General features: G+C 35.5%; 16 protein-coding genes. 5 read left to right on the top strand and 11 right to left on the bottom strand.

Features of this window, described 5'->3' with window-relative positions:
* The first annotated feature begins 92 nt into the window (after positions 1-92).
* From proB to C8N28_RS02150, 3 genes are all read left to right on the top strand, one after another.
* Complete coding sequence (gene proB, locus C8N28_RS02160) at positions 93-1,142, top strand: glutamate 5-kinase (protein ID WP_246012701.1); 1,050 nt, start codon at positions 93-95, stop codon at positions 1,140-1,142.
* Between the two features lie 19 nt (positions 1,143-1,161).
* Entirely contained in the window at positions 1,162-2,409 is a 1,248-nt protein-coding gene (locus C8N28_RS02155) for a glutamate-5-semialdehyde dehydrogenase (RefSeq protein WP_132221092.1), read from the top strand.
* A gap of 104 nt (positions 2,410-2,513) precedes the next feature.
* A complete protein-coding gene (locus C8N28_RS02150) occupies positions 2,514-3,899 on the top strand; it encodes an SLC13 family permease (protein ID WP_132221090.1) in 1,386 nt (461 codons plus the stop codon).
* A gap of 2 nt (positions 3,900-3,901) precedes the next feature.
* On the opposite strand, the gene C8N28_RS02145 is transcribed toward C8N28_RS02150, so the two are convergent.
* The 10 genes from C8N28_RS02145 to C8N28_RS02100 all read right to left on the bottom strand — a co-directional run bounded on the left by C8N28_RS02145 (position 3,902) and on the right by C8N28_RS02100 (position 16,026).
* Positions 3,902-4,948 carry a hypothetical protein gene (locus C8N28_RS02145; protein ID WP_132221088.1) on the bottom strand — a complete coding sequence of 349 codons (1,047 nt, stop codon included), beginning with the start codon at positions 4,946-4,948 and terminating at the stop codon, positions 3,902-3,904.
* Entirely contained in the window at positions 4,945-5,724 is a 780-nt protein-coding gene (locus C8N28_RS02140) for a hypothetical protein (protein ID WP_132221086.1), read from the bottom strand. Before C8N28_RS02140 ends, C8N28_RS02145 begins: the two co-directional genes overlap by 4 nt.
* A gap of 3 nt (positions 5,725-5,727) precedes the next feature.
* The gene (locus C8N28_RS02135; protein ID WP_132221084.1) at positions 5,728-8,484 is read right to left on the bottom strand and encodes a porin family protein; all 2,757 of its coding nucleotides are present in this window, start codon (positions 8,482-8,484) and stop codon (positions 5,728-5,730) included.
* A gap of 56 nt (positions 8,485-8,540) precedes the next feature.
* Positions 8,541-9,371: a fimbrial biogenesis chaperone gene (locus C8N28_RS02130; protein WP_165870284.1), complete on the bottom strand. Its 831-nt coding sequence runs from the start codon at positions 9,369-9,371 to the stop codon at positions 8,541-8,543.
* A 78-nt stretch (positions 9,372-9,449) separates the two neighbouring features.
* Positions 9,450-10,022 (bottom strand): peptidoglycan-binding protein LysM, encoded by a 573-nt coding sequence (locus C8N28_RS02125; RefSeq protein ID WP_132221080.1) that lies wholly within the window; start codon positions 10,020-10,022, stop codon positions 9,450-9,452.
* 57 nt (positions 10,023-10,079) lie between these two features.
* Positions 10,080-10,676, bottom strand: coding sequence for a hypothetical protein (locus C8N28_RS02120; RefSeq protein ID WP_132221078.1), 597 nt, complete (start codon positions 10,674-10,676; stop codon positions 10,080-10,082).
* A gap of 118 nt (positions 10,677-10,794) precedes the next feature.
* Positions 10,795-11,352 (bottom strand): peptidoglycan-binding protein LysM, encoded by a 558-nt coding sequence (locus tag C8N28_RS02115; protein ID WP_132221076.1) that lies wholly within the window; start codon positions 11,350-11,352, stop codon positions 10,795-10,797.
* 115 nt (positions 11,353-11,467) lie between these two features.
* Complete coding sequence (locus C8N28_RS02110) at positions 11,468-12,112, bottom strand: response regulator transcription factor (RefSeq protein WP_221410175.1); 645 nt, start codon at positions 12,110-12,112, stop codon at positions 11,468-11,470.
* A gap of 10 nt (positions 12,113-12,122) precedes the next feature.
* The gene (locus C8N28_RS02105; protein WP_132221072.1) at positions 12,123-12,875 is read right to left on the bottom strand and encodes a sensor histidine kinase; all 753 of its coding nucleotides are present in this window, start codon (positions 12,873-12,875) and stop codon (positions 12,123-12,125) included.
* A 16-nt stretch (positions 12,876-12,891) separates the two neighbouring features.
* A complete protein-coding gene (locus C8N28_RS02100) occupies positions 12,892-16,026 on the bottom strand; it encodes a PAS domain-containing hybrid sensor histidine kinase/response regulator (RefSeq protein ID WP_132221070.1) in 3,135 nt (1,044 codons plus the stop codon).
* A gap of 310 nt (positions 16,027-16,336) precedes the next feature.
* Between C8N28_RS02100 and C8N28_RS02095 the strand changes: the two genes are divergently transcribed.
* On the top strand, positions 16,337-17,776 hold the full coding sequence (locus tag C8N28_RS02095; RefSeq protein WP_132221068.1) for a gliding motility protein RemB: 1,440 nt from the start codon (positions 16,337-16,339) through the stop codon (positions 17,774-17,776).
* A gap of 6 nt (positions 17,777-17,782) precedes the next feature.
* Here C8N28_RS02095 and C8N28_RS02090 read toward each other — a convergent pair whose 3' ends face one another.
* A complete protein-coding gene (locus tag C8N28_RS02090; RefSeq protein WP_246012699.1) occupies positions 17,783-19,408 on the bottom strand; it encodes a gliding motility protein RemB in 1,626 nt (541 codons plus the stop codon).
* A gap of 162 nt (positions 19,409-19,570) precedes the next feature.
* Between C8N28_RS02090 and C8N28_RS02085 the strand changes: the two genes are divergently transcribed.
* Entirely contained in the window at positions 19,571-20,524 is a 954-nt protein-coding gene (locus C8N28_RS02085) for a lipid A deacylase LpxR family protein (RefSeq protein ID WP_132221066.1), read from the top strand.
* Positions 20,525-20,551: the final 27 nt, after the last annotated feature.

Raw genomic sequence — 20,551 nt, 5'->3', positions numbered from 1 at the left:
AAAACAATTTCCCTTTATTTTACCGTTCTATTTCCAAATTCATAAATAAATTCTCTATTTTGTTCCTTTATTTAAATACGAAGGCAATTATTTTGAAAAAGTCAATTCTTAAGAAACCGATACTAGTCATAAAATTTGGAACAGCATCTATAACTACCAATAGTGGAGAACTGGACGAGCAGGTAATTGCTGGTATTGCTCAACAGGTTGCACAAATTCATTCACAATATCACATCGTTTTAGTTTCCTCGGGAGCGGTGGCTGCGGGTAAATCTTTTATAAAAGATTATAAGAAAGGTTTAAGCGAAAGAAAGGCAGCAGCTGCTATTGGAAATACGTTGTTGCTTAATAAATACTCACAATATTTTACACCCTGTGGTATTAATATTGCGCAAAGTTTGAGTGAACGGACTCACTTTTCTAATCGGAAGCAGTTTTTGCAATTAAAAAAGACTTACGAGAAACTTTGGGAGAATAATATTATTCCGATAGCGAATGAAAATGACGTTGTCAGTAATCTGGAGCTCAAGTTTTCTGATAATGATGAGCTGGCTACTTTGATTGCTGTAGGTTTTAATGCATCTTTGTTATTATTCAGTACATCGGTTCCAGGTGTGTTGGATGCTAATGGCGAGCTGATTAAAGCGTTGGATACGAGCGATAAATCGGTTTTACAATTGGCAAACAAAGAGAAATCGGCATCTGGTTTAGGAGGGATGACTTCTAAACTAACTTATACACGTTTGGCCAATCAAATGGGTATAAAAGCAGTTATTTTTGGAATAGGAACTGAGAACGGCATTTTGAAAGCTATTAAAGGGGAAGCAGGAACCGTTTGCGAACCTCAACCTTGTTCGATGTCGGCTAGAAATCGCTGGCTTGCAAGCGGTAGTTTGATAAAGGGAAAGATCAAGGTAGATTTAGGTGCTACAGCTGCATTAAGTAAAAGGTTTAGTTTGCTTGCTGTTGGTGTAAAGGAGGTTATTGGTGATTTTGAGCAGGGAGAAGTGATTGAGATCGTGGATGAGGATAATGTGGCCATTGCAGTAGCGAAAACCAAGATATCATCGAGCGAGTTGATAAAGAATTTGAAGAAACAGAATTTAGAAGTGGCAAATGCCAATGATATTGTATTTATATAAACATTACGATTCATAGACAATGGAGAATATTCAAGAGATCCTTAAAAGTGCAGCGAAAGCTACTACAGTAGTCCAAGCTCTTTCTGAGGAGGTAAAAAAGTCATTGTTGAAAGAACTTTCAACACGGTTAAAGAATTCTAAAAAAGAAATCCTTGCGAGCAATCAATTGGATTTAAATAAAATGGATGATGCTGACCCCAAGAAAGATCGTTTAGTTTTAACGGATGCCCGCATTGATGATTTATCGTCGAGCTTGGATGAAATTGCTGCTTTGCCAGATCCGGCCAATCAAGTGATTGTTGAAAGAACATTGGATAATGGATTGCAGGTTATCAAGAAAACTGTGCCTTTGGGTGTAGTAGGAGTGATCTATGAGTCAAGACCGAATGTAACGATTGATGTGGCAGCTCTTTGTCTTCGCTCAGGCAACGTTTGTTTGCTTCGTGGTGGTAGTGATGCTTTTCATACAAATACGATCTTGGTTGAGCTTATTCATCAGTGTTTAGATAAGTTTAATATTAACCGGGCTGTTGTTCAGCTTTTACCGGTCGATCGTCGTTTTGTAGATGAATTGTTGAATGCTTCAAAGTACGTAGATATTATTATTCCCCGTGGCTCTGATCAGTTAATTCAATTTGTAAGAAATAATTCGAAGGTTCCGGTAATAGAAACGGGTGCTGGTGTTTGCCATACTTATGTGGAAACTACTGCCGATTTAGAAAAGGCGGTGTCTATTGTAGTAAATGCTAAAGTTACTCGTCCATCTGTATGCAATGCATTGGATACCGTCATTGTAGATCGGGCAATTGCTAAGCCATTTTTAGAATTATTAGCTCCTAAATTAGCAGATTTTCAGGTAGAGATATTCGCAGATAAGGAATCGTATGATATTTTATCTCATTCTAATTATAAGCAATTGCAAGCTGCAACGCAGGAGGATTTTGGCCGTGAGTTTTTAGATATGAAATGTTCGGTTCTTGTCTTGGAGAATATTGATGAGGCATTGGATCATATTTCAAACTATTCGTCTAAACATTCGGAAGCCATTGTTTCTAAGGATGCTGATAAACAAGTACGCTTCTTAAATGAGGTAGATGCTGCTGCAGTTTACGTAAATGCTTCTACTCGTTTTACAGACGGAGGTGTATTTGGACTGGGTGCTGAGATTGGTATTTCTACTCAGAAGCTACATGCCCGCGGACCATTTGCATTGGAGAAATTAGTTACTGAGAAGTGGCTGATTCGAGGTGATGGACAAATCAGGTAATCGTAATTAAGATTTAGTTTATTTTTTTATATTAGCGAAAGGAATTTTTAGGTCCACGCTCGAAATATCCTATAAACTAATCTTGATAACCTGATTATTGTTTTATGACTTGGAAAAATTTCTTCCTGCTGGCTGGCCCTTTGTCTTTTTTAATTATCAAGTATATTCATTTAGAAGGTCTTTCGCCTGAAGGGCAAGCGGTTTTGGCTTGTACCTGTTGGATAGCAGTTTGGTGGATTAGTGAAGCTGCAGAACTTCCTGTTACCTCTTTATTGCCTTTAGCTCTCTTGCCGTTGGCAGGCGGTTTAACGATTGATCAAACTACTACGTCTTATGGTCACCCTTTTATTTTCCTGTTTATGGGTGGTTTTATATTAGGTATGGCTATTGAGAACTGGGGCTTGCATCAGCGAATCGCTTATAAGATCATCAATTTTGTAGGGACAGGAGAGAAGCGGATGATTCTGGGTTTTATGCTGGCTACGGGCTTTTTATCGATGTGGCTATCTAATACGGCTACTACCATTATGATGCTTCCAATTGGTTTGTCGGTTATAAAGCATATGGGAGAAAGGCAGCCTTTCTCCAGAAGTTTGATGTTGGGTATTGCTTATGCAGCTTCTATTGGCGGAATGGCTACTTTAATTGGTACGCCGCCTAATTTAATACTTGCTGGTGTTGTTCGGGAAGCTTTTCAAATCGAGATTTCTTTTATGCAGTGGATGATGTTTGCGCTTCCTTTGAGTATTGTATTATTATTTGCTACCTGGCTTTATCTTACACGCTATAAGTTAAAGATGGAGAATCAAGCTGAACATGTTGCATTATTGGAACTAGGTAAAATGTCGCTTCAAGAGAAGCGGGTATTGGCTATATTTTCATTAGTTGCTTTTTTCTGGATTACTCGTTCATTTATTTGGGATACTTTTATTCCTGGTTTGGATGACACCATTATAGCCATTGTTGGTGCTTTACTTATGTTTTTGGTTCCCGCAGGTGAGGGTAAAGGAAAATTAATGACCTGGAGTTCTGCTAAGAAGCTTCCATGGGATGTTTTATTGATTTTTGGTGCTGGTTTGGCCATTGCAAAAGGTTTTTCTCAGACCGATTTGGCAAGTTGGCTTGCTATGCAGTTTATGGCTGTTAATTTCCTTCCGGCTATGCTGATATCTTTGTTTGTTATTGCCGGAATTAATTTTTTAACGGAAGTAACATCTAATACTGCTACCGCGAGCATGATTTTACCATTATTGATAACTTTGACAGCAGCTTTAGGTATTCCTCCAATACCATTATTGGCGGGGGCTGCTTTAGCAGCTTCTTGCGCTTTCATGCTTCCGGTAGCTACACCGCCTAATGCGATTGTTTTCAGTTCGGGCAAGATAAGGATAGGAGAGATGGCCAGGATTGGATTATGGCTTAATCTAACTTCAATTCTCTTTATATTTTTGTTTATTTATTATTGGTGGCCGATAGTTTGGACTGTATAAAGTTATTTAGGTTCCATGGTGTAAGTTAAGGTGGTAGTATAATTGCCAGATCGAGCATTGCTAAAGTTAGTGTCATTGGGCATAGTAAAATATTTGAGATTATAGTATACAGGGTTGGGGTCTGTCCAACCGTCTTTTATCATCAACGTTTTACCAATATTATCTAAACTGATGGTGTTATGAGTTACATTACTGGGTGCAGGAGCACCATTTGTACTTTGAAGTTTAATGGCGCTTACAGGGATAATGCTAGTTTGACTGGAAGAGAAATTGGCTGTACTGCTTTTTACTTTAATTTGATAGGGTTCTGTAGATTGAGTTCTTAGTCCATTACTAATAGTAAGGGAAGCTCCTGTTATATAGTCTGCGGGACCATTAAAATCCAATGAAGTATTTTGTGCACCGTTAACTAAAGTTAAACTAGTAAGGGGAGTACCACCACCACCTCCTCCACCACCACTACCATTGAAATATTTACCAAATCCATAGGTTGTTGAGGAGGAGGACATTAATACTCCGCCACTATTATAGAGACGAAAGGTAAGTTGGCAAGGATAGGATCCGTTTTGTAGCTCTACAAGTTGCGGGCCGCCCTGAATTTTTAAATCGTATCTTATATTAACAGAATAATATGGTGGTGCTTTCAGGGGAGTTGCCGAAGATGCAATAAGTGTTACTTCATTGTAATTCATGGGAATATATACCTGTGGAGCATTAATAGCATTTGCGAAAGTTGGTTCACTAGAAAGAGAAGGGTTGTGTTTTACTAAAACATATTGAGGATCTAAAGTAGTATTATTTACTGTAATTGGGCTGGTAACCTGTACAGTTAACTTCCAATTCTTTTCATTATTACCACCCGGGATAGCAAATTGAATTTGAATATTTCCGATGGAGGTACCTCCGTTATCTAAATCATTTTGGTTGTTAAATTGGATATAAGACCCTCCACCTTGCGAAGAACTAATGGTAATATCTTTTTTTGGTTGAGCGCTTAAGTTTCCACTGAACCATATAAGTAAACAGAGTGTAAATATATTAGCTTTCAATTTGTAAAGATTAGTTCAATATTATTAATTCCATGGTTTGTAGCAGGTACCAGTTGAGCATAAGCAACGTACTTGCCTTTTTTTAAGCTACTAGGTAAGTTTATGCTTATCCACTGTTTATCATCAGGTAATGAAAAAAACGCAACTTCATCTAATTTAACCATTTCCCGAGTCTCTAAATTTAATAGCTCATACTGAATTTTACCGTCTTGCCATATATTGCCTCGATTAGCAACAGATAGTTTGAGATCTTTAGTTCCATATGTTGATTGATTTAGGCTAAAATTACCAAGATCTATCTTAGGTTGAGGGTACTCCTTGTTTTTATAGTAGATTTTAATACCCATTTGTACCAAAGTTTGTATAAAAGCCTGACTTTGTTCTTTATCTCTACTTAATTGTGTAAGATACAGCATTGCTGTACGAACAGGTATATCATCATCCTGAATACTTTGAATAGCAATATGTATTGTATCTGTTGCTCCTGGAGGAAGGGTGATATGATTTCCTGAAGGAAGATTTAAGTAATCGCTAAGCGAGTTGGCAAGCGTTCCTGAATCATATGTTTTATTATTGCCAATGGAATCGTATTGCCAGTCATGAAAAGACAGTCCCAATTCTAATGCATAGGTGGTATCAGGATTATGAACAACAAACATCTGCTCTTTGTTGCCGTTTTCAGTAAAATAGATGCGGGATGCAGAAGTAGATATGGCACTTTGTGCAAAGCAAGTAAAGTTTATAAAAATATAAATACTTGTTAGTAGTGCTTTCATTGCTTAGAACTTTTTAACTTTGATTTCCGTATCCTTCTTCTTAAATTCAAAGATTAATTTATCCGAATCCTGACCTGTGATAACTTTAATATTTTGAGAAGGATTTAAAAATTGATATCGGTTGTTTTCAATGTAAATGGTATAGGTTCCTTCCTTGACATAGAAATTAAATTTCCCTTCCGGGTTAACAAAGGTATTGAATATTTCTCCTTTCTCATTTCTAGCATAGATATTGACACCCACAATGTCAGATATTTTTTCATCGTATTGTTGGCGTATTTCTTTTAGCTCTCCAGAAATGTGGTTGTTTTGGATCATAGGAAGTAAAACGGTTTTATTACGCTTTACTTGAAGCGAATCGGAACCCAATTGTAAACCTTCTTTTTCATCAATCCGGATTCGATAAGTACCAGACATAACATTTTGATAACTAACTTCACCATTTTTATCGGTTAGAGCTGCTGTGCTATTAAGCCGGATTATTTTGCCAGGAATGGCTTGTTCTTGATTATCCATTATACCGTTATAGTTTTTATCCTGGAAAAGTTTTAGTTTAACTTTATGATTACCTAAGGCTGTAGCTTGTTTAAAATATTTCTTAATTCCAGCTCTAAATTGCATGTTATTGCTGGAGAAGTTTTCAGATTTAAAGCCACTGTAGCTACTTGCAGCAGTTAAAGCCCAATTGTTCATTACTGTGTATTCGACATTTGCGTTGAGGCTTTTATTAAAATTACTGTATATCGCTGAATAGTTTAAGCCACCCGATAAGTTTGCAATGAGTTTTTGATTGAATGCTTTGAAAGAGTAAGATGAATAGAGCGAATAATTATTTGATTTGTTTTTGGACTGAATTGCTTGAATAGCATCGTAGATGTTCTGAGGATTAAGGTTTGCTATAGCATTTAAGCTTATATTTTTATAGCGATAGGATAGCATTAAACGCATGGTTTTGGACCAATCATCTTCATTATTGACATTGGATAAACCATATTCAGAAGAGAGACTGAGATTGTGCTTTCCGAAACCAGTGCTTATGTCGGCTCTTATATTATAAGAAAGCATTTTATTCTCTATGCGATTGGTTATATTTTTTTGCTCGATAATTTGGGGAGAAATAGAAAAATTAAAGTTGTTATGATTGAGGGATATACCTGTTCCAAGTGTTTGATTGCGACCGTAATAGTAATTCTCTGAAAGAGGCATTCCGTTTAAATCAACCAGAGGTATTTGAGTTAAGTAATGAGGTTGATTTGTATTGTTGGAATAGCGTAAAAAAAGCTGTTTATTTGTGCTGAGACTATAAGAAACACTTTGATTTAAATTAAGGGTTCCTCTTTTCTGTCCAGCATACTCAGGTGTACTATAGAAATTAGTTGAGTTAATACTCCAGTTTTTGTCTTTTATTCCATAATAAATGCCTGCAGAGTAGCCAAATGCCTGAATCATAGCATCTGTGTTTTGTTCATTACTAATTCCTCCTTCAAAACGGATGTTTTGGATAGGGTCTAATTTTATAGAAGAAGATAGTGTAAGTAAATTGGTATTAATAGCTTTTTCAGGGTCGGTATTGTAGATATAGGCTATTTCTGATTGAGTATTTTTATTAGTAAATTGATAACGAGAGGCGAGTGTAGTAGCTAGGTTTCTATTATTGTTGTTTAGATTATTATAGATGCTATAATCGTTTTGTGAGCCTATGATTTCGAAGCTTCGATGATCATTTGGTTGATAAGTGATCTTTGCTCCGTTGCCACTTATGCTATAGTCATAACCATCTCCGTAAATATTTCCCAAACGTAGGGTTAATTTCTGGTTACCCAGTTCAAACCAGGTATTGTAGATATTTAGGTTTTCGCGCTGTTGATAATAATCAGCGTTTGTAGTGAAGCTAGCTTGCAATTTATTGAGTAAAAAAGTCCCGTTAGCTCGTAATTGGCTGTATGATAGGCCCTTGTTTAATTGATTATGCGTTAATTCGATGGAGTTTCCTGTTGTATTAAACCTAGTAGCATTCATTTGCCTCGAACTGCTCAAAATTACAATACGAATGGCAGTACTACCTACCACTTTATTTAGGATTAAATCTTCTGCATTAACAATAAGTTGGTAGTCAGGGCTGAAAGCATTTGTGGAACGTGAGCTTACTTGTAATTCTATAAGCCTCTTTTCCTTGGATTCTAAATTAATAATGAGCTCTTTTTGAGCAATTTGTAATCCATCTGGCTGAAGTCGGTAACTGAGTTTGATTTGTCGGCTTGAGTAACTCCTGTTTTCCACAAAGAACGAAACTTTATTTTCCGGAAGATTTGGGTCCAAATAATTATCCAATGCAAAGGGGTAGATGTTTAAATCAATCTCTTCTTTTCGATTGATATGGAAGCTTGCAGACTGTGTTTTGTTATCTCCATTTAATAAATAAGAGATGTTATATTGAATGGATTGTTCGGGTATTTTTAAGAAGTCTTGATTTGTAAGGAATTTAACAGGAAAGCGTTTGCTTTCATTTGGGGCTAAGGAGAAAGAGGCAGTACTTGGTGATAAAAGGCTACCAGGATATGCTGCTTGGGCAGTTATTTTGTTTATTTTAAGGCTGTCGCTACTTTGATTTTTTACGAGTAAAAAGTTAATAAAAGTAATGCCCGGCTCTGCCAGAATGGAATCTTGTTCAAATGAAAAAGTAAGAGGTGCTTTTTCTTGCGCAATAGCAGAGCTTAGTGCTCCCAAAAGGCACGTAAAAAGAACTAAGATATTTCTCATTTATTGAACTTAGTAACATGGGTTTAAGTCCCTCTACCTTGCAATGATTTTATACTTTAATTGAATTCAAAATCTTTTTCAGCTACACGTATATCCGTCGTTCCACTCATTTTGATAAAGGATACGCCAGAAAAAGAACCTTTCGTCTCAGGAGATAAGTCGAAATAAATTAACTGTTCAGCGTCAGGCAACATGGAAATGTTTACGGGATTTAATTTTATCTCCTGCCCGCTATTTTTATTTGTTAATTCCATTTCTACTGAAGCATCACTGATTGTATTTCCTTGGTTTTTTACCTTTACTCCAATTCTACGATAAGACTCATTATTCTTAGTGACGTTTCCTAAATCGTCTACAGCTGTAAATTCCAAATCTTGCGTTGTATTGGTTGGAGGTGTATTGAAAACTTGTATCCCGAATTCAAATAGTACCTGTATACCAATACCTACTCCTCCTTGATAGTTATCAGCTTGTTGTCCTATCTGTGAGAAAAATAACATGCTGTTTGTAACTTCATTCGCAGAAGCCTGTTCTGGAATATGCAATGTAACCGGGATATTCCTTGAGGCACCTGTTTCTACTGTGAATAAAGGTTCAGAGGTAGATATCCAAGCACTGTTGGATTTGGGTAATGTATTTGCATCTACATATATCTTTTCTCCTGTTTCATCGCGATACCAATCTTTGGTACTGGTATTGAAGGTAAGAGGCTTTGAGGATCCATTAGTAACAGTTACGTTTTGTACCAAAGTTTGTCCTGGAGTACCACTATAGAACATACGAGTTGGAGATATGGAGATTCCCTGTGCATTAACAGATATACTCAAAAGGAGTAAACTTAAAAAGAGAATCGCCTGAGTAATATGCTGAGTTTGATTTTGATTCATTATTAAATTCATAATACAGAAAAGTTTCCTAAATTAACTACAAAGAAAGGATATTAAGAAACTTTTCTGTAATTAAATTTAAAGTGCATTTACAATGGTATAGGTAACAGTTGCTTCATAGGTTCCTGATTCTTTTCCTAAAAGGACGGTTTGCGCTTTCTCCTGTGTTATGAAATACGTTACTTCATATGATTTTGCAGCACCAAGTGTTGCTCCTTCAATCAGATCTTGATCAGTTGTGCTTAATGAAACAATATCCATAGTCCCTGGATCAGTCTCATTTGAACTTGCTTGAATAGATAATACATCTAATGGAATCTCACTGGCAGTAGTAGTAGTGAAGTTTTCACCAGTGCTGCCAGTAGCTTTTACTTTAACAGTATAGTCATTAGCAGCAGTGATAATTAAGTGGTTTAACTTCAGAACAGATTGTCCTGCAGGATCATTGTATTTAGCTGGAGTATCGTAAACGAAGGCTATATTGTTATCGCTACCATCGATACCAGAACCAGCATCAATGGAATTGAAATTTAAGAGCTCAATACTTACGTTTGCTGTCCCTGCTGTAGCATCTGCTTGAGCTTTAGCTTGGGTGTTAATGAAAAGGATGGCTACGAAAGATAATGCGCCGATGATTAATTGCTTTTTCATGTTAGTAGAATTTGTCTTAGTTTATTGTTTGTTTTGTTTATTTTATCTTATTTGTTTTTAAAGTGCACTAAGGGTGTATATTATAGTGTTTGTGTAAATGCCACCACCGATACCTAATATTTTGTTAATGGCATTTTTGGAAGATATACTATATTCTATGTTTAAGTATTTTTTGATAGAAGGTGCGGCATTCTCAATTAATACTTGATCGTTTATTTCTAAGCCAGGAATATTTTGTAAGCTAAGACCAGTTCCTGATATATCAGTATTCTTAATTTGTATACCCAGTATATTAGAAGGAAATGCAGGGCTACCTGCCGATGTGAAATCCTTATATGCTGCCCGAGCTAAGAGGCTGAATCTTTGATTAGAAGATACCACAATATGATTGGGCATATTTAAAGAAACGCCATTCTCATAATCATCTATATTTTTGAGACTCAAGTTAACTTGTAAACCCGTTCCTATATTAGAACTTAAGCTAATGAAATCATCTACTTCTACAGCTACTGGAATAGGTATATGTGATAATGTAGTACCAGGATCTTTTTCAACCAGATTCTGTGCAGATACAGTTGATGTAAGTATCAGTAGGCAAATAGCTAATGCTATGCTGCTTATTATACTAGTCCTCAATTTTCTAACACTGTTCATTATTACCTTTTTAAATCTATCCAAAGATGAGGTTGAATAAGATTTGTTTTTGTAATATATATCAGCGAGATTTAGTAGTATGTTTACTACAGAAGGAGGCTTGTGCTTGTGTAAAAGCCTAATGGGCTGTTACAGAATAGGTGAGAGTTTGCATGTAATTTCCACCTGGTTTTCCTAGGATATCAGTAGACTGGGACTTTGCTTGTGGAATGATGTATTTAACAGTAACGTGTTTTTCACTTCCTCTATCCGCTGCAGTAATAATATTCTGATTTTCGGTACTCAAATTAATAACAGATATGGTAGCGCCAGAAAGGTTGGTATTGCCGCTAGCATCTACAGTGAGAACATTAACTGGAATGAGGCTGCCGGCAGCGCTTCCTTCACCAATAAAATTAGGGCCATCCGCTTTAACTTTTACATCAAAGGTTTGGGTAGCAGTGATTATTAAGTAGCTTTCTCTTACAATGGTTTGATTAGTATTATAATCACCTTCATTTTTATATTGAAAAAGTACAGACTCAGAATGAATGCTGCTGCTTGGGTCAATGGACATTACATCAGAAATTTTGATGCTGAGTTGAGCAGTACCGGATTGAATGATTTGTGCTTTTATTGAAAAAGTTATAAGAAGCAGGGTACTGATAAATATGCTGGTTATAATATTCTTTTTCATTTGCTTTAATAGTATTTACCCTGATTGTAAAGATATTCTGCTACAAAGCTATGATATACATTTCTATCTTTTTGTAGTATAATAAAAGCGTAACAAGTAATAACTTTACTACTTGTTAAGAAAGAGAAATATCATATAATCTGAATATCTCTATGAGTTCCGGAACAGTTTGAACATCTAGTTTTTTAAATAAACGTGTTTTGTAGGTGCTTACGGATGCGATATGAATATTAAGATCGTTAGAAATGTCTTTTAAAGTAAGTCCTTTGATAAGCTTTTCTGCAATATCCATTTCGCGATTAGAAAGAACTTCAATGGGGTTCTGAGAAGGTACATGTTTATTCAGGGTATTGAATACCATTGTATCTTTCACTTCACTGCTAATGTAGCTTCCTTTGTCGAACATCTTTTCAAGTGCTTTGCCAATCCGTTCTTCGTTTGAGTCTTTATGTAAGAAACCGTCAGCTCCCATTTTTAAATAGCGGATAGCATATAATTGTTCGTCTTGGGCAGAAAAAACCAATACTTTAATCTTTGGGTATTTTATTTTAATGATCTCTAAGGTTTCTTGAAAATTGCCGTTAGGCATTTTGATATCTAATATGATTAAATCATATTGTTTTTTGTCAATTATATCCAAAAGTCCTCTATAGTTGTCTGTTTCCTCAATAATGACTGAAGGTCTTAGCTTTTTAATCATTAAGGATAATCCCAACCTAACTATGCCGTGGTCATCTGCAATAAGTATTTTCTCGGTCATGATATACAGGTCAAACTAAGGTTAGCGGCAGATTCATTTCAATTTTTGTGCCGTTATTTTCTATTGAAGCTATTTTAATAGTAGCTTTTAATAATTTTGATAAATCATTGATGATGGCAAGGCTAATGCCAGCACCTTTCTCATTTAAGGTTCCCGTATGAGTTGCTTCGTTAAGGGTGAATATGTCTTCTAGAACTCGATTGCTCATACCAATACCAAAATCTTCTATTGTGAATTTAATGTTTTCACTGTCAATTAATGTACAGTCAAAGATAATATTTCCTCCAACATAAGAATACTTAATAGCATTTTCGATAATTTTTTTTAAAATAAATAAAATTAATACTGCATCACTTATGAATGTAATTTCCTGATCTCCTTTAAAGGAAAGTTGGACGTTCTTTTTCTTTAGATCATTACTGAATAATTGCTGAATAGATAGGAATAATTTAAAGCCGTTTAGTTCGTTTTTATGCAGACTGAATCCATCTTGCTGGGTGTTTATCCAAGTAAGAGTAGACTCAATGGTATGCTGATTAAGCATTGCACTAGATCTTAACTCAGGCAGTAATCCAGATAAAATTTCTTGCGAAATATCTCCATTTTGTAATGCATCCAGAACCCATAGTAGGTTTCTGGATACTCCGATAAAATCATGAGCAATTAATGATATCCATTGTTTTTTGGCTTGAATATCTTTTTTTAGTTCTTTGATGATAGATTCTTGTTGTTTAATTGTCTCTATCAACTGTGTACTTTCCATTAATATTAAATTGTTATTATTCAAGTTCTAACAAGTTTAGAATAATTTTGATTTCATCCAACGTTTTTTCTAATAATTCTTCAATATAAGTTGCATCAAAGTCTGCTAGTAGTTCAAATGCGATAGCGAGTTTGCTTAATTCTGTTAAGCCTGCAGTTAAACTAGTGCCTTTCAGTTTGTGACCTGTTCTTTTTAGTCCCTCCAGATCGTTTGAGTCGACATGTTGTTTAAGATATTTTCCACTTTCACAAAGTTCTAATTTAAGTAACTTAATGAATTCGATCTTAAAAGTTGGATCTAAAGATGTGTATTCATCAAACCATACTCGATCTATATGATTTGATAGTTGGAAATTTATCGGGCTCTCGTAAATAGATGAAGTTTCTTGCGCAGTTGCTGTTCCTATCCATTTAGTAAACATATCAGCGATGTCTTGTTTTACGATAGGTTTCGTCATAAAATCGTCCATTCCTGCTTCCAGACATCTTTCTCTTTCATCATTCATTGCTCCAGCTGTTAAAGCAATTATAGGTACATGAAAACTTTTTTGAAGTTCTCGAATAGTATGAGTTGCTTCAATGCCATTAAGGTTTGGCATTTGAACGTCCATTAAGATAATATCCGGGTCTTCTTTTTGGTATTGCTTAACGGCCTGTTTTCCATCACGGGCTTCGAAAATGGAAGCATCTGGAGCGATTTGTTGAATAATGGATTTGGTGAGAAACATGTTTACTTCATTGTCTTCTGCAATTAAAACTTTTATTCCCTTTGCGAATTTGAGCCTATCTTCTTGTTTTATGGATTTGCGTGCTAAATTTTCCTTTTTTAATTGTGCTAATACCTGATACATTTCACGCATTTTGATAGGTTTTACCAAGCGTGATTCAACTCCAAGTTCATCACATGCTTCCTGAAGTTGATCATCATCAGACGAGCTATAAAGCATGATTATAGGTTGTTTTTGTGCATGAATGATGCTTTTTATTTTTCGGATAGTTTCAATACCATCCATAAAAGGCATGTGATAATCCATGATGATAACATCATAGTTTTTACCACTTTGAAGTTCACGGAGGGCTTGGGAACCGCTATCCACGTCATTTACAGTGATCTTCTTAAGCTCAAGCATGTGTTTCAATATGCGCCGGTTATTTGCATTATCATCTACTACTAATACTGATTTAACATCTTTCAAAGACACATCTTCAGGTTCATCCTTCTCTGTTTTAAAAGTAAGATCAAAATAGAAGCAACTGCCCATACCTACATCGCTTATTAAGTGAAGTTTACTGTCTGCAAGTTTTAATAAACTATTAGAAATTGTAAGCCCCAGGCCGGTACCCCCGTACTTTTTTGTTATGGAACCGTCTTCTTGAGCAAAAGCTTCAAAAATCTCTTTTTGCTTTTCTTTTTTGATACCAATGCCAGTGTCTCTTACTTCAAAACGAATAGAAGTTTTCCCATCACTGAATTCTTGCATAGGTGTAATCTTCAGTTCTACTTCTCCTTCTTCCGTAAATTTGATAGCATTGCTGAGTAAATTAACCAATATCTGTTTTAAGCGTGTTTCATCTGCCCAAATATAACGGGGTGCATTTTCTGAAATGTCTAATAGAAGCTCAACTTTCTTTTGTTCTACACCATAGGTTACAATACTACAAGTTTGGGATGCCATATCCTGTAAATCAACTTTCTCATTATTGAGAATTAATTTTCCTGCTTCAATCTTTGAGAAATCAAGTATGTCATTTATAATTCCCAGTAATGTGCTGCCCGATTGGTTAATAATATTTACATATTGTTGCTGAGTGTTATCTAGTTTTGTTTTTAGCATTAAATCGGTAAAGCCAATAATTCCATTTAAAGGAGTGCGGATCTCATGACTCATGTTTGCAAGAAACTCTGATTTTGCACTGCTTGCTTGAATGGCGTTGCGTTTTGCATCCTTTAACTGACCTTCTAATTCGAAGCGTTCGGTTAAGTCAACGGCACTGCCTATAACATATTCTTTTTCCTGATCATCTTGTTGTAACACATTATTAAATAACCAGGTTCTGATATTGCCTGTTTTTGTAATAACCTTCATGATACCTTCAGCACGCCCTTTGGTTTTGATAGTATTGAGGTATTGCTTAAGTAGAACTTGATTATTTTCTGGTATAATATCAAAAAGAGATATTTGTTTTATCTCTTCAATTGTATAACCAACCATATCAGCACCCGTTTTATTGACAGATAGAAAATTGCCTTCTAAATTATGCATGCAGAAAAGATTTTGCGAATTCTCAAAAAAAGCTCTGAAGCGTTTTTCGCTTTGAGATAAAAGGTTCTTTTGTTCTTCCAGATTAGTAATATCTCTACCTATAGAGTATATTAATCTGGTTTCTTCTTCAAGAACACTTGCCCATTGAATGTAGTGTGTTTTTCCACATTTTGAGATAAGGCGATTAGTCAGTTTCTTTAAGACCCGACCTTTGCTGTGAAGCTTAACTGCTTCTTCAAAGCTTTGTACATCATCCGGATGGAAATACCGTGTTAATTCACTTTTTAATATTTCCACTTGACTGTATCCCAACAGTTTTGAAGCTGCCGGGTTTATATGTAATATTTTCTCCCGATTAGAAACGACAATAAGATCATCTGTAGACTCGAACAGTATCTCCAATAACTGAGACGCCTGCACGGTTTTTCTATCAATTGTGATTTGAGAAGCGCGGTTGGCAGCCTTTAGAATATATTGCTTTTGTTCAACATTAAGTTTCCTTTTTTTATAATCATAGAGGTTAATTGTACCTAATAAAGATCCTTCTGAATCATAGAATGGATGAGTCGCAAAAAAACAAATCTTATTTTCGTTAAAGCCTGTAAGATTATGGTAGTTGCTAGCTTCAATGTCTTTGATTTCAAAGAAGTTGTTGTGTACTATCAGATCTCTGTAAGGTAATTGAGAGAGGCTGTTGAGGTTGAACTTTAATCCATAGTTAGCTATGAAATCCATTTCATCACCTTGAAATAAGCAGATGTTGCTAAGTGGTACATCAGCAATAAGAGCGACCGATTCATTTAAAAGATCAAAGATATTCTCGTTTTTGATCTTAACGTTAAGCTGGCTATATTTTCTAAGGGCTTTTAGAAGATGTTTTTTCTTCATGAAATGGACAGTGCTGGATTTGTTTGTTTTTGCAATAATAAGGTTTTAAATCAAACTCTAATATCTCAAATTTATTAGAAAGCTTTATATAATAACTTTGAAATTTATTGCATTTATTAAATCAATCGCTGTTTTAGTGAAAATCTGGGTATGTTTGAGAAACGATTTGTTTGGCTTGATTTTGGCTGTAACAGATTTGATTTATTCATAGTATGAGTAATGATAAGATTTTAAACGAATATTTAGCCGCATGCTTATAAAACAACACTTTTTTAAAAATATTATTTTTACGTCATTGCTATTATTGTTTATGCTTGCACCTATATTAACTCAAGCACAGGCAAGTTATCAACCTTATTCATATCATTTTTATCAAAAGTTTAATAAAGTTCAATATAGCTGGGAAACCAGTCAGCATACAGCTGTGAAGCCGATGATTATTGATTCGATAATGACTCCTGTTTATGATTCGTTGATGAATGTAGGAGTGAAGGAGCGGTTGACATGGGTGGGCCGTAAATTGTGGAATGAGCATTTGATTGATGTAAAAGGAGAAGGTTATACTATTTATGGTGATTTTATACCTGATTTTCAGGTGGGAAGAGATTTTGGAGGAGGAGGTAAAAATACATGGTTGAATACTCGCGGCTTTCAACTGGGAGGGACTATAAGTGAAAAATTTTTCTTTTATACGAGTGCATATGAGAATCAGGGAGTATTTCCAACCTATGTGAATGATTTTATTTTGGAAAATAAAGTAGTGCCTGGTCAGATGTATGGGAAGCTTGGTACAGATCAGCAGGATTGGACTTATGCCTCGGCTATTGTGTCTTATTCTCCTAGAAAGAACTTGAATTTCTCTCTTGCTTATGATAAGAACTTTATAGGAGACGGTTATCGATCTATGTTATTATCTGATATATCTTCTAACAGTACTTTCTTAAAGTTTAATGGGGTTTTTGGTAATGTACAGCTTATCAGTATTATGTCTTATATGTTAGACCCAAGAGAGACGGGTATCAATAGAAGTGGTAGCCAACGAAGATGGGGAGCTTTTCAATATGCAGATTGGAATCTAAGCAACCGTTTTTCGATGGGATTATTCCATTCTATTATATGGGCTAATCGCAATAATGTTGAAGTGAGTGATATGATGCAGGTTGGTTTAAATACAAAGTATAAGGCTTTTAGAAATGCTTCTTTTTATGGGCAGTTGTTGTTGAATAAAAAACTAGCCGGACAAATAGGTGTTCGTGGTTTTGATGCATTGGGTGTGAGAAACTTGACTTTCCTGGCTGAATATAATTTTGCAAAACCTTATAGTTACACCGATACCGATCCTTTAACAAGTTATAGTAATTATTCTCAGCCTTTGGCACATCCTTTTGGTGCCAATTTTCGCGAATTCGTAGGGGTAGCGAATTACTCTTATCAGAAGTTTGATTTCTCTTTGCAAGGTAATTACGGACTTTATGGTTTAGACATAATAGAAGGTGATAATTATGGAAAGAACTTATTTAAACCTTATGATAAAAACTTGGCACATAGTGGTGCTATCGGACAGGGTTTGAAAACTAATATGGTATACGCAGATGCTAAAGTTGCTTATGTTGTAAATCCAAAGTACAATCTGCGATTAGAAGCCGGGGCAGTTCTTCGTCGAGAAAGCAATGCTGAATGGACTAATACCAGCAGCTTAATTACTTTAGGTTTGCGGGCATCGTTCCGTAATCTCTATTATGATTTTTAGCTATTATTAGAAGTCGTAATATAAATTTCTAAAGGATGAACGTAATCCTAATGTAACCATTTTTGAGCTTTCTTTTCCACGTTCATTTTTTTCCTGACGAATGATGGCACCTAATTCAAAACGCAAATTATATTTGGAGTTTAGCAAATAGGAAACCCGAGTATCAATGAATGTTAAATTAGTTTTAAGTCCTTGACCAATGTAGTTGCCATAAAGGCTCTCATAGTTAAAATAAGATTTGAAAATATTCTTCCCAAAGTTGCTATCATCATCTGGATCTAGTCCATAGGAAGAATAGTTGCCTTGTAAAGAGAAATCGAAACGCTTAATCGAATAGTTGGCTATCCCTACGAATTCGCGAAAGTTAGCTCCCAGAGGGTGAGCAAGTGGTTGTGAAAAATGACTGTAATTACTAATAGGATCAAAATGGGTATAGGTATAAGGGCGTGCTGCATTGAACTCTCCTAATAGGTTTAAGCTTTTAAGGCCAAAGGTATCGAAGGTTCGGAAACCTAGTTGAGCACCCCATTTATTGTGAAGATAGCCATTGCCAGTAAAGAATTCTTTGGCAGTAAATTCACCTAGTAGAAACTGACCATATAAAGCAAAGTTATTTAATATTTTATATTTAGCATTTAACCCCAAGTGCATTTTATCAGGCGAGTCGGGATCAGAAGACTCAACTGAACGTAGAAAGATAATGGGGTTTAGATAGGCAGGTTCGATGCCTCGTACTCCGTTGCCGCTTTCTGTGCGATTGGCCCAGATAATGGATTGAAAGAATCCAAGAGATAGACGGTTATTTACATTCCAATCCAAGTATTGAAAGGTTCCCCATTTTCCCCTGGTTTTATCAACTAATTCTGGAGATAATGGGTCAATCATATAAGACCACATAGTCATGTATTGTACGTTTCCGAGCTTACCTGTTAGTTTTAGAGAAGTGTAATTGGATGCAACGTCCGATAGAAGCATGGACCGGTAACCGTCGCCAATAAAGTTTTTATCATAAGCCAGACTAATATTCAAGTATTTGCTAGGTGTATAGGAAGTTACAGCAGTATAATTGTTCCAGTCTTGAACATTTTCTCCTACATCTCCATAAGTCTGACCGGGTACAACTTTTGATTTATCTATAAAAGTATTGATGTAATTGGGAAATATACTTCTGTTGTTGTATGCACTTATATAATAATAGAATTTATCATTAATATTTCCGCCAATTTGAGCCCCCAGAGTTCTTACGAAAGTATTTTTGCCTCCTCCGGCAAAGTCACGTCCCAAGGATAAATCGGGTAAAATGTCTGCATAGAAATGGGAGTTGTTTTGGTTACTTTCAATAAGATGCTCATTATAAATTTTCCTTCCTAACCAACTATCACGTTCTTGGAAATTGAGATTCATTAATGAATCGTAGCTTGGCCGCATTACAGAATCAATGAGAAATGGCTTTAAAGCGGTATGCTGGCGTGTTTCAGTACTGTATTGTATTGAGTTTAACTTTTGATAAAATTGATAAGAATAGGGTTGATAAACAGCCTGAGCTTTTGTAGTAAACGGACTCAGAATGAAAATAAATAGGAAAATGATAATCGATTTTATAAAATAGTTTTTAAGAGAGCACTGTGTCATAAGCATAAAATAATCGTGTATGGTGAACCTATTTTAAATAGCAGCTAAAATCAAGCCAGAAGCGAAATTAGAGATTTAAATGTAAATTGAATTGCTTATGATAGCTTTGATGAAAATTCTGATAAATTTGAATTTATAAACCTAATTAGGCTATTTTTAAAAATGCATCGAATCTTTGCTTTTTCTTTTTGTCTGTTATTTGCGATTACATCCAATTGTGTATATGGCCAGCAAAGAATTCATAATGAACTGGGATTTCGGAATGATAATGACGTCTATTTAATGAAGTCTCAGGATGAGTACTATACGAATGGTATTAGTCTTTTTTATAAAAGAGCGATTGATTCAATGCGGTTCTCGCAAGATAAATGGGAAAATAAACTTTGGTCGGTTGGAGCAGGGCATAAAATATATAATGCTTATACTGGAGATATTGAATCCGAGGATGATATAGATCGGCCAATAACTGGCTATTTATATGTGAATGGTGAAATGAGCTGGTATTCGAAAAAAGAAGAGGCAATGACTTTGGGTATGGAACTAGCTGTTATTGGAAAAAAAGCTTTCGGAGAAGATGTTCAACGCAGTTTTCATCAACTTTTTGGCTTTTATGAGATAAACGGATGGCAATATCAATTGAATAATGCGGTTGGTGTAGATGTGCGCGGCAGTTACAGTCGGTTGATGTTTCGGAATAGGGGAAAGCGTCTGGATATTTTTATGAATAGTGCTGTTTCTCTGGGACTCAATAATACACGCTTAGCAATTGGTCCGAGTATTCGCTTTGGGAAAATTAACCGTTTGTTTGAATCGGCTGCTATGGGAAGCAGAATACAGTCTGGGAGCCATAAACCTGATAGAGAATTTTATTTCTTTTATCGTCCGCAGTTTAATTGGGTTGTTTATAATTCAACGGTTCAAGGTGGAATGTTAGCTACTCATAAAAGGCCGGTAGCTTTTGATATTAAACCGATAGTGTTCTCTCAAGTTATTGGTTTTCAAATGGCGACTGATCATGTAGGTTTAAACATTAATTATATACACACTACTAGAGAGGCTGTAAATCAATTAAATACACATGAATATGGGTCTCTTGGTGTGACTTATTATTTTTGATTAGTTTTTAAACTTTCCTATTTATTA

It is taken from the genome of Albibacterium bauzanense (assembly GCF_004339765.1).
Classification (GTDB): Bacteria; Bacteroidota; Bacteroidia; order Sphingobacteriales; family Sphingobacteriaceae; genus Albibacterium; species Albibacterium bauzanense.
The sequence above is the reverse complement of the archived record's forward strand: the minus strand, read 5'-3'. Positions and strand labels throughout refer to the sequence as shown.